The sequence below is a fragment of the Acinetobacter sp. 3657 genome (assembly GCF_031456775.1).
Classification (GTDB): Bacteria; Pseudomonadota; Gammaproteobacteria; order Pseudomonadales; family Moraxellaceae; genus Acinetobacter.
Genome location: NZ_JAVDVH010000001.1, coordinates 318276 through 334312, shown reverse-complemented (window position 1 = coordinate 334312; position 16037 = coordinate 318276). Strand labels below are relative to the sequence as shown.

The 16037-nt window shown below is 38.8% G+C and carries 15 protein-coding genes and 1 CRISPR repeat array; of the genes, 4 read left to right on the top strand and 11 right to left on the bottom strand.

Features of this window, described 5'->3' with window-relative positions:
• Positions 1-13: 13 nt before the first annotated feature.
• The gene (locus J2Y37_RS01545) at positions 14-2674 is read right to left on the bottom strand and encodes a BamA/TamA family outer membrane protein (protein ID WP_349031622.1); all 2661 of its coding nucleotides are present in this window, start codon (positions 2672-2674) and stop codon (positions 14-16) included.
• A gap of 208 nt (positions 2675-2882) precedes the next feature.
• On the opposite strand from J2Y37_RS01545, the gene J2Y37_RS01540 reads away from it, so the two are divergent.
• Both J2Y37_RS01540 and coq7 read left to right on the top strand, forming a co-directional pair.
• Entirely contained in the window at positions 2883-4205 is a 1323-nt protein-coding gene (locus J2Y37_RS01540; RefSeq protein WP_349031621.1) for an MFS transporter, read from the top strand.
• Positions 4206-4208: 3 nt separating this feature from the next.
• The gene (gene coq7, locus J2Y37_RS01535; RefSeq protein ID WP_349031620.1) at positions 4209-4844 is read left to right on the top strand and encodes a 2-polyprenyl-3-methyl-6-methoxy-1,4-benzoquinone monooxygenase; all 636 of its coding nucleotides are present in this window, start codon (positions 4209-4211) and stop codon (positions 4842-4844) included.
• A 57-nt stretch (positions 4845-4901) separates the two neighbouring features.
• Here coq7 and J2Y37_RS01530 read toward each other — a convergent pair whose 3' ends face one another.
• The 8 genes from J2Y37_RS01530 to J2Y37_RS01495 form a co-directional block, all read right to left on the bottom strand.
• A complete protein-coding gene (locus J2Y37_RS01530) occupies positions 4902-5360 on the bottom strand; it encodes a hypothetical protein (RefSeq protein ID WP_349031619.1) in 459 nt (152 codons plus the stop codon).
• Positions 5361-5499: 139 nt separating this feature from the next.
• Positions 5500-6051 (bottom strand): DUF2799 domain-containing protein, encoded by a 552-nt coding sequence (locus tag J2Y37_RS01525; protein ID WP_349031618.1) that lies wholly within the window; start codon positions 6049-6051, stop codon positions 5500-5502.
• A 38-nt stretch (positions 6052-6089) separates the two neighbouring features.
• A complete protein-coding gene (locus J2Y37_RS01520; RefSeq protein WP_005197438.1) occupies positions 6090-6524 on the bottom strand; it encodes a 2-amino-4-hydroxy-6-hydroxymethyldihydropteridine diphosphokinase in 435 nt (144 codons plus the stop codon).
• Positions 6481-6861, bottom strand: a complete 381-nt coding sequence (gene folB, locus J2Y37_RS01515) for a dihydroneopterin aldolase (RefSeq protein WP_004670700.1) — start codon at positions 6859-6861, stop codon at positions 6481-6483. Before folB ends, J2Y37_RS01520 begins: the two co-directional genes overlap by 44 nt.
• 29 nt (positions 6862-6890) lie before the next feature.
• Positions 6891-8189 (bottom strand): AarF/UbiB family protein, encoded by a 1299-nt coding sequence (locus tag J2Y37_RS01510; protein ID WP_349031617.1) that lies wholly within the window; start codon positions 8187-8189, stop codon positions 6891-6893.
• Between the two features lie 57 nt (positions 8190-8246).
• On the bottom strand, positions 8247-9020 hold the full coding sequence (locus tag J2Y37_RS01505; RefSeq protein WP_349031616.1) for a HesA/MoeB/ThiF family protein: 774 nt from the start codon (positions 9018-9020) through the stop codon (positions 8247-8249).
• Between the two features lie 247 nt (positions 9021-9267).
• Positions 9268-9716: direct repeats of the CRISPR family, unit length 28 nt; unit sequence GTTCACTGCCGCATAGGCAGCTTAGAAA.
• A 1-nt stretch (position 9717) separates the two neighbouring features.
• Positions 9718-10752, bottom strand: coding sequence for a lipase secretion chaperone (locus J2Y37_RS01500; protein WP_349031615.1), 1035 nt, complete (start codon positions 10750-10752; stop codon positions 9718-9720).
• Positions 10753-10834: 82 nt separating this feature from the next.
• The gene (locus J2Y37_RS01495; protein ID WP_349031614.1) at positions 10835-11854 is read right to left on the bottom strand and encodes a triacylglycerol lipase; all 1020 of its coding nucleotides are present in this window, start codon (positions 11852-11854) and stop codon (positions 10835-10837) included.
• Positions 11855-12133: 279 nt separating this feature from the next.
• Here J2Y37_RS01495 and J2Y37_RS01490 point away from each other — a divergent pair, with 279 nt between their 5' ends.
• Entirely contained in the window at positions 12134-13153 is a 1020-nt protein-coding gene (locus tag J2Y37_RS01490) for an AraC family transcriptional regulator ligand-binding domain-containing protein (protein ID WP_349031613.1), read from the top strand.
• 64 nt (positions 13154-13217) lie between these two features.
• Here the strand turns inward: J2Y37_RS01490 and J2Y37_RS01485 are convergent, their stop codons facing one another.
• On the bottom strand, positions 13218-13847 hold the full coding sequence (locus J2Y37_RS01485) for a superoxide dismutase (protein WP_349031841.1): 630 nt from the start codon (positions 13845-13847) through the stop codon (positions 13218-13220).
• Between the two features lie 203 nt (positions 13848-14050).
• Positions 14051-14821, bottom strand: coding sequence for a 3-hydroxyacyl-CoA dehydrogenase (locus J2Y37_RS01480; RefSeq protein ID WP_349031612.1), 771 nt, complete (start codon positions 14819-14821; stop codon positions 14051-14053).
• Positions 14822-14965: 144 nt separating this feature from the next.
• Here J2Y37_RS01480 and J2Y37_RS01475 point away from each other — a divergent pair, with 144 nt between their 5' ends.
• Positions 14966-16027 (top strand): AraC family transcriptional regulator, encoded by a 1062-nt coding sequence (locus J2Y37_RS01475; protein WP_349031611.1) that lies wholly within the window; start codon positions 14966-14968, stop codon positions 16025-16027.
• Positions 16028-16037 lie beyond the last annotated feature (10 nt).

Sequence of the window (16037 nt, the reverse complement as noted above, 5' to 3'; positions counted from 1 at the left end):
TTATAAAAAGTCTTTAAAGTTGTGATCCAATAAAGAAGTGCAGTCGAATTGGGCGGTTTTCATTAGAAATACCCGATGCAACATCCAAACGAATCGGACCAATTGGAGATCTCCAACGGATACCAACACCTACACTATATTCAGTTGGATTACTAAAATCTTTATCAAAAGCATTACCAAAGTCAGAAAAAACTGCAGCACGCCAACCATCTTTAAATTGATAGTTATATTCTAACGACCCAACGCCTAACGCCTGCCCACCAATCTTATATCCATCTATTTCTGGGGATAGACTTTTATAATCGAATCCACGTAAAGATTGATCTCCACCCGTAAAGAAACGCAAATTATAAGGGACTTTATTAAAATCATCGGTAAAAATATAACTTGCATCACCACGCCCGACAAATTGATGATTGTCATTTTCTCCTAGAGAGTAAATAAATCTCCAACCTGCTCCCAGTATCGCCATATTGGCATCTGAAAGGAGTGACTCAGATCCTAATTCGAGTTTATAAATTTGTTTAAAGCCTTTGGTTGGATTTAAACGAGTATTCGTATTTGTCTTAGAAATTTCATAACCTAAGAGTAACGATTGTTGCTCAGAGTTTGTACCTGCTGCTTTAAAGGCATCGGGTAACTCCGAAATATCAACATTCCCTTTTTCAGTCAAGCGGTCTAAGCGATAGCGCAATCCAAAAGTATGCTGCCAATTACCAAGTGGATTCTTAATTACACGTTCACCACCAAGTACAGCAGACTCAACTAACAAACCGATATTAGGACCGATGTCATCTCGAGTTTCACGCTCATAACCTCCGACAAGGTTAAAGTAGTCATTGAGTGGATGCTTATAAGGGATGCTATAACGTCCATCAATAGACTGGCGTATTTCCGAAACCTCGATGTTGGCATCAAAAGCATGACCATGTTTATTGACTATTGCACGACGATACTGAGAACGAATACGCGCTCCAGTGTCCGTACCATAACCCACACCTGTTTCAATACTATTTAACCGATCGGCATTTAAGGTGACTACAACCGGAATCTTTTTATCCAAACGCGCTTGTTCTTCTTGTTGCTGCCGCTCTTGATTGTCATCCTGTACGCTTGGCATCGAACGTGCCAAAGAATAAGCTTGTGCTGGTTCACTCCCTGAGAACTGGGACTCATCTACAACATCTTGGGTGACTTCTTCGGCAGAGGTCACTTTCTGTCGCGCTAAGTCAGCTTTTTGCTGTGTATTTAAGAGCTGAGATTGCTCGATACGTTGTTGATCGACCAATGCTTGCAAGTCAGGCGGTAACTCTAAAGGCGGTTGGTTCAGATCAGGTTTAATGGTATCGACCAACGTGTAATTAAAATAACGCGTATTGGTTAGGTTATTTGCTAAAAGATTAACCCGCCAAAAAGCATAATCATCACCCTCTTTCCAAGGCACGAGGCTGTCGAGCACTTTTTGTGTCAGTGGTAATGGCTTGCTCGGATCACTCATTTTATATTGGACTTGTTTGAGTTTATACCGGTCGCCTGTTTCATACTTTAAATTAATTTCTGCTGTTTTCTCAGGCTGGCTAATTTTAACGTCATGTAATCGCCAAAATGCATCAAAGAAACCATTGTCTGACGCTGTTGTTGCAATTTTATTTTTGGTTGCCTCATATTTACCGTGATTGAAAATATCACCTTCATCCTGCTCAGGAATCAAACCAATAACTTGAAATTGAGGGACATTCTCACCCGCGCCAGTAAATTCAATATTTTGTTCTTTTATCAGAACGGGTTCATTTGGAACAACGTTCACTTTGACTTTGCTATCACTCAATTTCTCAAAGGTATAGGTTGAATCATAATAGCCGACTGCTTGCGCCGCTTGATTGGTCAATACTCTCAATTGAGGCAAAGCGACATTGAACTCCTCGAAAGCCTCCTGTGTAAAACTGGATAGCTTTGCTTTGATGTTGGCAGCAAGCACAGGTGGAGCACCTGTCACATCCGCACTAATACGCGGAATTCTGTCTGCACCGAGCAAATTTTCTGGGCGCAATCGATTCAAGACTCTTTTAAAGAACCCAACTTTTTCTTGCTCTTGATCTGTTTGCACCTGAAATTCAGACAATGTCTTACCTGATTCATTTGCTTCAACAATGATCTGGCTATCGGTCTGGATATCCTTCATCAATTGATCAATATTAATAGGTGCCTGACTGATCTCGGTGAGCTCAGTTTGTGTTGCTTCGTTGACTAAAATATCGGTGTTCTTTGCAGTATCTGCTCGATGTGACTGTGCTTGATTTTTTGCGTCTTCGGCAACCTGAAAGATTTCATTTGCCATATTTTGATCAACAGTGATCACTGGCAAATTGTCTAAATTTTCGTCCAAATCGATCGGCTGCAACACATCAATTTGATGTGCTGACTGTTCTTGTTGTTTTAGTGCAGCCACACTGTCTTGTGCTGGATTGAAATTTTGTTGATCTATTTGAAAGGCTTGAATTGGGATTTCTGGAGCAGGAATACTTTTAACCTGATCTTTCATCCGCTCAATTGTTTGATTTTCAATCGCTTCGGCAACCTGATCTTCCGCATAAGCATTTGATATAAAACAACTAATCAAAAAACCACTACAAATAAGTTTAGGAAAGCTCTGCATTTTAAAAATTAAATGCATAGAATGAACCAATGTTGACTGTTTAAACTTAGATTTAGATAGCATGTAGTACTCTAAACTTACTTTTTAGATTTATCGTTTTTGATGGTTGAAAACCGCTTCAAATCTTTGATTTTTCATCCAATCAAACATGAAAGTATCATACATGTATTATTTAGTAAATTTACACTACGTCACATTTTTTTATAAATCACAATGAAGTGAACACATGATGAAACAAGATGAGCGCTTAATGACATCACGTCGGTTTGCCCCGATGTTTTTCACACAATTTTTCGGCGCGCTGAATGATAATGTCTATAAGCAAGCCCTTCTTTTAGTCATTACTTATGGTTGGATTCAACAACAAACCGCAGCCGTAAGTACACTCAATAATTTAGCTGCATTACTGTTTATTTTGCCTTACTTTTTCTTTTCAGCAACTGCTGGTCAAGTTGCTGATAAATATGAAAGATCACAGCTCGTCCGTTTGCTTAAGCTACTTGAAATCGTGATCATGCTGATCGGTACCGCAGGTTTCTTGCTCGGTAATTTGTGGTTACTATTATTCGCTCTTTTTCTAATGGGAACACATTCAACCTGTTTTGGCCCAATCAAATACGCCATTCTCCCTGAAATATTAAAACCAAATGAACTCATGTCAGGAAATGCGCTATTCCAGTCAGGCACATCGATCGCCATTTTATTCGGGATGATCTTGGGCGGTGCTGTGATTGCAACTTCTGCAGGCAATTTATTATGGATTAGTATTACGGTTGTTACGATTGCTTGCTTAGGCTATTTGTGTAGTCGATTTATTCTCCCGCAAAAAGTTGCGGCACCAGATTTAAAAATAGACTGGAACTTTTTTCGTACAAGCCTGCAAACAGTAAAATACGCGAAAAGTATTCCTGTTATTTTTATGATTTTGCTCGGTAACTCTTGGTATTGGTTTTATGGGGCGACCTATTTAACTCAGATTCCACAGCTCACCCAACAAAATCTTCATGCTTCAGAGAATGTCGTCAGCTTACTACTCACCTTTTTCTCTGTCGGTATTGGTGTCGGTTCTTTGCTGTGTAGACGAATTGGTGGAACTGACATTAATATCAGAATGGTTCCGTATGGCGCGATTGGTTTAACCGTTTTCGCGCTTTATTTGGCTGCTAGCTTGGCGTTTGTACCAGAACGTACAGGTGAACTGCTGAGCTTAAAAGATGTCTTTACTGAAGGTGCTGTGTATTATCATGTTATGCTTGCAGTCACTTTGCTTGGCATTAGCGGTGGATTCTATATCGTACCCTTATATGCAATGATGCAAGCTTATTCACCACGCTCTCATCGTGCTCGAGTGGTTGCTGCTAATAACATTCTCAATGCTATATTTATGGTCTCTTCAGCAATTTTCTCAATTTTAATCTTAAGCATCTTAAAAATTGATATTAAAATATTATTTACGATTACTGCGGTTTTAAGTGCAATTTATTCATTCTGGTTATTAAAACGCCTAAAACCTTTATTGGAAAACGCTCCCAATACTTTAGAGGATTAATCTATGCGTCAGTATACAGGTCTCGACCAACTCATTAACTCCTTTGACCAAGCATTACGCAGTTTAGTTCCGGGTGCGACTACCTCTCAGCGCGCCAATCCTGCACATGACGAAGCTGCACAATTATGCGTCAGCGATGCACGCCATGTCGCGGGTTTAATGCGGGTAAACCATAGTGGTGAAGTATGCGCACAAGCGCTTTATCACGGTCAGGCATTGACGGCAAAACTTCCACATGTCCGTGAAGAAATGCAACACGCTGCGATTGAAGAACAAGACCATTTAGCTTGGTGCGAGGATCGCTTAAAAGAATTGGATAGTCATACCAGTGTCTTAAACCCAATATGGTATGGGTTATCTTATGGCATGGGCGCAATCGCAGGAATTGCAGGTGATAAATACAGTTTAGGGTTTGTCGCGGAAACTGAACGCCAAGTAAGTCAGCATTTGCAAGAACATCTTCAACAACTACCAGAACACGATGACCGTTCTCGTAAGATACTAGAGCAAATGAATGAAGATGAGTTGCAACATCGTGACACCGCATTACAAGCAGGTGGTGTGGAACTACCAGCACCTGTGCGCATCACCATGACCGCCATTTCAAAGTTGATGACTAAAACCAGTTATTATTTATAAATTTTAGGGAATTATTGCAAAATAATTCCCCTTTCCTTTTGAAGTATTCAATCGAATTTAACGAAAAACAATCTTGCCTTTGTCATTGGAATCACCGTCATACCAAAAACTTTGTGCCTGCTTTTCTGTATCTGTAAAAATCGTATAGTTAATTTTTCCTTGCCTAAAACTGATTTGATCACGATTTTTTACAGCTATAACTCTTAGATCATTTACCCAAATACGCTGTTGCTGATCAATTTTGATCCGCCGAGCTAAAGGTGTTCCATCTCGTCGTTCAGCGATCCACTGCGGCTGGCTTATTGATGTATTTTGATCAGTTACCACGGTACTAGATTGAACGAATCCAGCTTTGGTATTTTCTTCTTTAGTTTTGCTAATATCACAGCCTTGTAATTCACTTACTTGTGTACAGCCTGAAAATTCCAATTGTTGTCTATATTTGGCATCGATTGCATAAGCAGAATTCATAACGCCACAGGAGATAAGACCAGCAATCATCAGCTTCATTTGCATAGTGCACCCTTGTATGTTCTATTCATCAATTATTTATTTAAACATCAATCATATAATAGGTCTGTAATTTAAATGTTGACTCTAAAAGTAAAAAAAGCCTATGAAATAAACCATAGGCTTTTTTAGAACTTGTCCGTAATTAGTTTAAACCATGCTCTGCTTTAAAACGCTCTAAGTTTCGAACTGCATCGTGATATCGTGATTGGACATTCCGACTATTCAAACGCACATCATGTAAACGTTTCTTAAAATCATCTCTTTGTTTAGACGTTAAATCTTTACGCTCTAACTCTTTTAGATAATGACTTAAATCATTTTGCGAACGATCAAATTCAGCATTTGCCTGATAATAGTTATTTGCAACCTGATAATAGCTACGTAAAGACTCTCGTTTCTCTAAAGGACAGATCCGAAAATCACCACGACCATCTAATGCTTCATTAAAAATCGTCTCAGGTCGACAATAATAACCCAAGCCTTTCTGATAACCTTTTTCATATAAGCTTTGATTTGGAACAACATTGGCTTTTTGACAAGATGAATAATATTTATCTAAACGAGATGCATGCCCAGCCGAACCATCTTTCTCACCGATATTAAACCAATTTGCTGTTTTACATTGCTCAACACTCATTGACGCACAGCCAGAAAGTAAAACCGCCAAAGTGAAACCGAGTAAAATAGTCTTCATAAAGCGCTTCCTAATTATTCGCTATTATTTATAAAAAATTATATTGTAATGACAGGATACTGTATATTTTGGTCATAACTTAATGCAGTTTGCTGCCATAAATCGCTTAAAGGAATCTTTACATCTAATGCTAATGGTAACTTTTTTGGATTAAATTGCATATTGTCTAAAGTATTGCCCCAAGCAATCACATCGATATCTAAACTAATATGGTGCGATGGACGAATACGCCCCGATTGCGTTTCAAATTTTTTGAGTATCTCTATTATTTCATCAACAGGCAGATGGCTTTGCAATAAACATGCTGAGTTCCAATAATCAGCACCAATCCCATCACGACATGGGATTTGATAAATCGGAGAAAACTTCACCGTACCTAAATCTGCAAGTTGAGTATAAGCAAAAGTAAAATTTTGCTGTTGCTGAACATTACTCGCCAGTGCGAGCGCAAAAATCGTTTCTGTTGCGTTCAAGACGAATTCCTACTGCTTGAGCTTGTGCAATGATTGCAGGTTTGCGAATCGTGATAATAATAGATTCGACTGAAGGGAAAGTAGAAAATAAACGATCAAGCACTAACTGAGCCGCATGCTCAATGAGTTTGGGTTGAGCTTGTTGAATCACTTCGGCTGCAAGTTCACAAATTTGAGCATAGTTAAGTGTATCGTCTAACTCATCAGAATTTGCAGCCTGACTGAGATCATTATGAATGGTGAGATCTAACATCAAAGGTTGAATAATTTGGCGTTCCCAGTTGAAACAACCAATAACCGTATCCACCTTTAATCCTTCAATAATAATGGCATCCATAATGACCTAATAATGAACCGATAAATAAATTAATGCTTTAAAAACGAAGCAGGTTCGATATTGTGAACCATTTTCAGACGTTGGTCAGCATAAATATCGGTATATGGTGCAAGAATACGCATGAAACGATCAAAATATAACATTTGCTTGAATAGTAAAGCGAAATCACGCGGGAATTTGATCCCATGTCGCTCACCAACACCGATCATATCCATCATGATGTCATTCAAATCAGCAGGATTTGAACTCAAAATTTCTTGAGGGTCAGCCAATAATACGCCGCTAAATAAACGCTCTAAATCATCAGCCAAGACTTGTGTATCGATCTTTTTATTAGTCATTCCCATCTTGAGCATGTTTTCAGCCATAGCGGTATAATTGGTATGCTGCAAAGCATCCATAAATGCCATACACGCTGTCCACACCGCAGGATTGAGTTGCCCAACAATACCAAAATCAATAAAACCAATACGCCCATCTTCAAGCAACATCAAATTGCCAGCATGCAGATCAGCATGGAAACTTTTACATAGCATTAAGCTACCGAACCAAGTATTCATTGCTGTGATTAAAACTTGCGTTGGATCTTTTGCATATTGTTTAACAACATCAAAATCCGTTAATGACACACCGTACAAACGTTGCATCGTTAAAACACGGCGTGTTGAAAACTGATGATAAACCTTTGGTGCAGTTGCAGCAGTATTGCCTGAAACATTGAGGTATTGAACAAAATCATCGAGGTTTTGTGCTTCTTCAATGAAGTCGACTTCACGTACCATACGTGTTTTGATCTCATCTACGATTTCGGACAAAGACGCAAATTTAATCTTTGGAACTGCTTTTTCTAGTAATTTTGCAGCCCAATGTACAACATTTAAGTCCGTATATAAGATGGTTTCAACCCCAGGCTTTTGTACTTTCAATACAACGTCTTCACCTGTGACTAATTTAGCAGCATGTACTTGGGCGATTGATGCTGAAGCAAGCGGTTTTTCATCAATAAAACTAAAAATCTCATTGAGATTTTTGCCCTCAAACTCTTCAGCCAAAACGCCTTGAATATAACTAAATGGCAACGTTGGGGTTTGATCTAGACAACCTTGGAACTCTTGAACATATTCACGAGGAAATAAAGATGGTGTACTGGCAATAAACTGTCCGAGCTTAATATAAGTTGAACCTAATGATTCAAAGGTTTCACGCATGAGTTTAGCATTACTCGGTTTTTCGGTTGCATATTTCACACCTGCTTGTGCCGCAACCATAACTGTCTCACCAATACGTGCAACAGAGCGTAGTCCATCAAATAAAATATTTCTTTTCATAATCTTTCATTGTCTCGAAAATGGCATTAGTTTAGCAAAGTTTGCTGATATTACCGATCAAGTTGCCTGACAAACTGGACAATTTGCATCTTTTTCAAATTGTAGAATGCGCTGTGAAAGGTTGAAACCATTCCAAAGTAACAGTTTTTGCTTGAGCGGTGTTAAACCCAAGCCTAAATAAAGCAAAGTGTGATGTGCTTGTAATGACGCTATCATTACAGGTGTGGTCGCTAGCACCCCAGACTCGGCACAACGTAAGCCTTCATCTACTTGCTGCTCTTTAGGAAATAGACATTCATAACAAGCTGAATCGGTATCTACCATAAATAATTGCGCTTCAAAACCAATCGCAGACGCACTAATCAGTGGGACTTGCTGCTTCCTACAGGTTAAATTTACTAGATATCGGGTAGTAAAGTTATCGCAACCATCTAAAACTACATCTTGATGCTGTACTAAATCATCAGCATTCGTTTCATCAAATCGTATATTTTGATAGTTGACTTGTATATGTGGGTTAATATCTTGTAGATGTTTAGCCAGAACTTCTGCTTTGTAGTGTCCCAAATCATTTGAGGTAAATGCAATCTGTCGTTGTAGATTGCTCATTTCAATACTATCAGCATCAACAATCGTTATTTTTCCTACGCCCGCACGAGCAAGCAATTCGGCACTGGTACAACCGATACCCCCTGCACCGACAATCAGAACATTAGCAAGTTTCAGCCTTTCTTGTGCTTCAATATCCCAACCATCCAACAGAATCTGACGACTATATAGATGCATCTCATCGTCACTCAGTTCAAATGCATTTTCTTGATGGTCAGACACGTTCTTTCTTCTCTAATGAATCACTTATTCTTGATTTTAAGTGTGCAAAATGATTTAGCAAAGTAATAAGTGTTATATCTTCAATGATTTTACTTTGACAAACTCACACTTTTACCCCAATATTTTCATTACTCTTTAACAGCCTAATAAAATCAATAAGTTACGATACAGCGTAAAAACTTTGGGTATTTACATAAATTAGCGTTCAACTTTATGTTTTTGCTTAATTTATTTATGCTATTTTATAGTTCACTGCCGCATAGGCAGCTTAGAAAGCATGAGCAAACACCAAATAAAAACACTTTAAGTTCACTGCCGCATAGGCAGCTTAGAAAGTCGGCACATTTTTACTTGAATTTGCTAGAAAGTTCACTGCCGCATAGGCAGCTTAGAAAACGCAGCCTTCGAATTTTTTGGATTCGTGACGGTTCACTGCCGCATAGGCAGCTTAGAAAACTCAAACTGTTTTTTAGATTCACTTTAAATAGTTCACTGCCGCATAGGCAGCTTAGAAAACACAGTAGGGCAGATCACTTTGTAAAGCACGGTTCACTGCCGCATAGGCAGCTTAGAAATTGTAACAGGTAAACCGATAACAGCAGAGGCAGTTCACTGCCGCATAGGCAGCTTAGAAAAGCTAGAAATAAAACATGGGTAGAGCGTGAGATGTTGACTGCCGCTTAGGCGGCTTCACCCCCTACTTCTTCTGATCATGCATAATTTCATAAGACTGCGCTCTCAATAAATCTTCTTTAGTACCAAATGTACTGTTACGAAGTTGGTTAATTGATTTCTGTTTGTTTGCATCATCCACGTCACTTTGCAAAATTCGCTGGCGCTCTGAAAGATAATGATTAACCTGCTTTTGCCAGACAGCTTCTTCATGATCAACTTTTTCTAAACGATCAGCAGCTTCTGGCCCCAATAAACTTTCGCGCATATTCCGCAACTCTTGCGCTGATCCACCTTTCGCTTGAATCTCTTGGGTTAATTGCTGTAATTCAGAAAATTGCATTGAAACTCTCACACCATCTGCCATCGTCTCGGGTAAATGATCAATCATCTTCGCCAACTCCATTGCCTTTTGCTGCGTGGTTAAACTCTTATTGGCGTGAATGCGCATTTGATCAATACTAAACTGATTCAGACTTCTTTCATTCCCAAAAAATGCTTGAATTTCAGCCTCAGTAAAAAACTGTTGTTGTAACTTCGCCATTTGATCAATGATATTTTGAAACTTATCAATTTCATCACTTTTAAAATGAGTACTGGTTCTAAGGTTCTTCAAGCTATGAGTATAGGCCACATATTGATCAAGTAAATAGCTTGCATAACTTGCAGCCGTTTCAGGTAAAATTGCGCTTAAGTATTGTCTAATATCTAAAATAAGCTCAGGTTCGGTCTTTTCTCCCAAACTCGAAAAGAAATAATCAAAACAACTGCGAATACCAACAGTTAAAATTAACTTCCCTTTTGCATCAACTTGAATCGGACAATCAATTTGAGTGCCCTGTAAAGACGGCGCAAGCGTAGGCATTTTCCCTGTCTTACTTTCATTATCACCATTTGGCAGAATATTATTTTTCATCAAGCTTTGAGTATGCAGATCATTTTGACTACTTTGATCTTGAACTGAGGGTTTAAAAGCCCAGTAAATTAGAGCCAATATAATAAATAAACACGCAACACTTACTAAAATTATTGTCTTATTATTTAAAAACTTGGCACTCATATTCCGTTACTCTATTTTCTAATTAATTATTGAATCCATGTTAAATCACGGGAGTAAATCCATTACTCCCTTGATCATATTTTTAAAGGTTTTGGTTTTTCAAGCGGTTAGCATGGAGACGAAATGGTGTCACAGGATTTTGTAGAAAACCCACTAGCCCTAAGACCTGATTGACTTCATCTAAATGATTAAATGCATAGTTATCACGTATTACTGTGCCCAAATGGCTCGAACAACGAGGAACAAGACCATCACTTTCACCCGGTATTATTAATGATGTCGCTGTTAATGCATAATCCATTGGATCTAAAGCATTGGTAAATGGACTTGTTCCACTCCATGAATAGTATCGAACCCCATTACTTGCAAGCTCTGTACCTGATCCGCAGGCTGTTGTTGGTACACCTGCTGGGAAGCGTTGATTAAAGTCAGCAGATCCAGCCGTCGTTAGTGAATTAAGCCCTGCTAAAGAATTCTGATCATAATAATTACCAGAACCGATACCAATCAATGCACCAAATGCATCCACCGCCGCTGCAATCACCGGAGTTGCTGCAGGGCCAACTGGAGATTGAGTAAAGGCATATACTGCATCAGCAACATCTGAACCTTTAACTGGACCTCCAACTGCTGTAACAGATGCAACTCGATTCGGTAATAAACCTGCCACATATCGAATCGAATGTGTGCCGTGGCTATGTCCGATCAGATTTACCTTTTCAGCACCTGTAATCGCTAAAACCTGTTTGGTTTGGAGTAATAACTGCTCACCACGAACCTCTGACGAGTTAAAGGATGCTTGTTGTGCCACAAAGACATTTGCACCATTTCCAACCAAGTCTTCTGTAATCCCGTGCCAGTATTGCATTGGGCCAACAGCCGAAAAACCAGCCATCCCATGTGCTAACAAAATAGGATATTTGGTTTTTGCATAGTCAGATGTCACCCTTGCACTTCCGCCAACGGAACAGGAGTTCACATTACAATTTTGCCATGATGCTTTTGGTGATAGAAAATCGAATAAACCAGCATGAACAACAGATCCGCTACTCACCAGCATGCCAGCCATCAAAGTCATAGCGTTTAGATATTTTTTTTTCACGTTTTTGCTCCAAGCATTTTTCATTTTTATAACAACAATATCGTCTTTAAACTTTGTATAAGGAATCATTCCAAATCTACAAAAGACTTGCGAAAGTATACTCGCAAGAAATATTGTGTGATTTTTAGACTAAAACAAACTGCGCCAAAATCATAACATCACGCGCCAATTTTTTTATTAAGTTACAAAATTCCGATGAGTGTACATTTTGAAATTACGTGTGCTACATTATTTTCATATTAAATCAAATCAGCTTTCAAAAGGAATTTGAGTAGCGTTATGAGTATTCCTCGCCATCTTCATCAGCATTTCATTAGTAGTTCTTATGCTCACTTGATTAGTGAAGTCGTCTCACAGTGGGATATCACTGTTGCAGAGTTGTTTTGGGGCACTGGTGTTGAAATAGAAAAACTAAACGATCTAAATTATAAAATTAGTCTTTCTTCATTTAAAAAAGTGATTGCGCGCTCGATTGAACTCACAAAAGAACAAGGCCTTGGTTTCTTCGCAGGCCGTCAATTAAAAATTAGCTCACATGGTTTGCTTGGTTTTACAGTCGCAATCTCAAAAAATCCGCTGGATGCTATTGAAACCATCAACCAATTTGTCAGTTTGCAATGTTCATTTGTTGAGTTAAGTTTTAACATCGAGCAAGAACGCGCCTATTACCATATTATTTATGACGGTACTGCGATTGATTTTGATGATCGTGCTGACTTACAAGCATATGAGTTTAGCTGTGTTTTCTTTCTGACGGGCTTTGTATATTTGGTCAGATTTTTCATTCCAAGCTTCAAACCAAGCATCGATTTACAGTGTAAATATCCAGAATATTTTTCTCGTTTTGAAGCGATACTAAGCTCAACTTTTGAGCAAATCCGCTTCGAGCAACCTCGCACCTGCTTAATTACCTCTACTCAGCTTTTAGAAATGCCCTTGAGCATGTCAGACCCACTCACTTCCGAAAAATTTAAGCTTCTTTGTCAAAAAGAATTAGATGATTTAGCGACAACGCAAGATATCCTATATCGCGTCAAACAATTAATTGATGATGAAATTGAAGGCTTGTTAAGCATTGATCAAGTTGCAAAAAAATTAAATCTTACCAAGCGAACCTTACAACGTATGTTGCAAGAAAAAAATATAAGCTTCCAAATCCTTTATGATGATGTTCGTAAGTCAAAAGCTCAAAAAATGCTCCTGAACCCTTTTATCACCAAAGATGACGTCGCAAAAAAACTGGGGTATTCGTCTATATCAAGTTTTAACCGCGCTTTTAAACGTTGGGATATTGAATAATAAGCAAAAAGCGATGGAGTTGCTAACGCCATCGCTTCTGATCGCACTCATCACAATTTAAAGATTATTTTACCGCTTGTGCATAGCGTTCATTGACTTTATTCCAATTCACTACGCTCCAAAAGGCGTTGGTATAATCAGCTCTACGATTTTGATATTTTAAGTAATAAGCATGTTCCCAAACATCTAAGCCAAGCAAAGGTTGACCTTTTTTCTCAGCAATATCCATCAATGGGTTATCTTGGTTTGGGGTTGAAGTAACTTCTAATTTACCTTGTTGATTGACAATTAACCATGCCCAACCTGAGCCAAAACGACTGGTCGCTGCTTGATTAAATTGTTCTTGAAAAGCTTTGAATGAACCAAAATCTTGATTAATTTGCTTTAATAACTTGGCATTTGCCTTCCCTGTTTTATTGGTTGGCGCTAAGCTTTCCCAAAAGAAAGCATGGTTAAAATGCCCACCACCATTATTACGAACGGCTGCGTTGTATTTAGAAATCTGTTGCTGGATCTGCTCTACACTTAATTTATCCAATTCAGGATACGTCTTGATCTGAGCATTTAAATTATCGACATATGCTTTATGGTGTTTACCATAATGAATTTCCATCGTTTGCTGATCAATGGCAGGCTCTAAAGCATCACTTTTGTAGGGTAACGGTGCTTGGGTGAAATCTGCAAAAGCAGACATACTCAAGCTCGAACACACAACCAAAGCCAATAAACCTTTGTTCAGATATCGCATTATTTCAATCCAATGTTGATAATAGTTTTCATTATCAATATATAAGTAAATCAAGCACGCGTCAAAATAGGCTACAAACGGATACATTAAAACGATCAAAAAGTTGAAAAGTACAGTGCTATTTGACTGCACTTTTCAGATCTATTCAGTTATTTCGCTGCCATACGAATCGCGCCATCTAAGCGAATCACTTCACCATTGAGATATGAGTTCTCAGCAATATGAACCACTAAGCGCGCAAATTCTTCAGGACGACCCAAACGAGATGGATAAGGCACCATTTGTCCTAAAGCATCTTGGACATTTTGTGGTAAGCCTTTGAGCATTGGCGTTTCCATAATGCCTGGTGCCACAGTCATCACGCGAATCGCATGACGCGCCAATTCACGCGCAAGTGGTAAGGTCATCGCCACCACAGCCCCCTTGGATGCCGAATAAGCGGCCTGACCAATTTGACCATCAAAAGCCGCAACCGAAGCTGTATTCACAATCACACCTCGATCTTCGTCACCGTCCTCGACGGTATTTTTGCTCATCGCATCTGCTGCAAAGCGAAGCATATTAAAGGTCCCTGTGACATTGATATGCAATGTTTTTGAGAACATAGCAAGATCATGCACACCTTCTCTTCCGATTACTTTTGCCGATGGCCCAATCCCTGCACAGTTCACTAAACCATGCAAACTGCCATGTTTTTCCAGCACAGTTTTAAAGAATTGCTCTGCTGCCTGTTCATCAGTGACATCTAGCTTGAAAAACTCCGCCTTTTCACCCAAAGCCTGCGCTTGTTGTTCTCCAACTTCGGCATTCATATCCACCAAGGTAACAGAAGCACCCTTTTCAACGAGATATTCAGCAGTTGCAGCACCAAGACCTGAACCACCACCTGTAATAACAAAGTGCTTTCCTTGAATTTTCATTTACTTTTCCTATCAAATTAAAGTGATATATTTTTATAACAGAGAGTAAAGACAACTTTTTTCCGATACAATTCCAAAAAGTAACAAATGTGATGCAACTTTTGAGCATTCAACCGATTTACCCTCCTATTGTTCCTGTCGCATATGAGCCTAAACCCAAGTCTTGATCTTCATTCCACTAAAGATACAATTTCGAATGCACTGATTCGTGAAGCAGTGAGCGTCGCTGCAAGTCGTGGTTTGAATATTGTACAGATTGCCAATCGCGCTGGTATTTCATCTGAGTTATTAACATCAACGAAAGCCCGTATTCCTGTCACACAGTGTGCACAATTATGGGTAGAACTTGCTGAAAGCATGAATGACGAATTCTTGGGAATGGATACGCATCCAATGCGCCGAGGAAGTTATAAATTATTGGCCAAACTGGCATTTAATACCGAAACATTAGAGCAAGCGATTAAGGAAATTCTGAGATTTTTAGCGCTAGTGCTTGATGATATTCAAGCTGAACTTATTCAACAAGGCGATAAAGCGTATTTAATATTACATGATCGTGAACAACCTAAACGCATGTTCACTTACTCCACATTCTTAATGTTAGTGCATAGTTTAATGTGTTGGTTAAGTGATCAACGCATTAACTTTCACAAAATGACATTCAAATGTCATCAGCCTGTAGAAATACAGGACTATCGTGTCCGTTTTTGTGAAAATATTCAATTTAATGGCGAACAAAACAGAATTGAATTTGATGCACATTATCTCAAACATAAAATTAAGAAAGATAAAAATGCCTTAAAGGATTTTCTAAAACATACACCTTACAATCTGATTGTACGTTTTAAGAATGAAAATTCTTTAAGTTTGCAAATCCGTCGTCAACTGCTCGTACAAGCACCTTCTCAGTGGGCTGAGCTGAAAGATTTTGCACAGCAATTGAATATGTCGACTGCAACGATTCAACGCCGCTTAAAACAAGAAGGTGTCAGTTATCAACAGCTTAAAAATGATATTCGTTGTGATATTGCGATTGAAAGATTAAGTAAAACTAATGATTCAATTCAAAGCATCAGCGATGATCTTAATTTCCATGACCCCAGTGCCTTTCACCGCGCATTTAAAAAATGGAGTGGCGTAAGTCCCGGTAGTTATAGGAAATCATCTCCGAGTAAACAAAATTTTCTCGGTCATTTAGAGTCGTAAATGGAGTTTA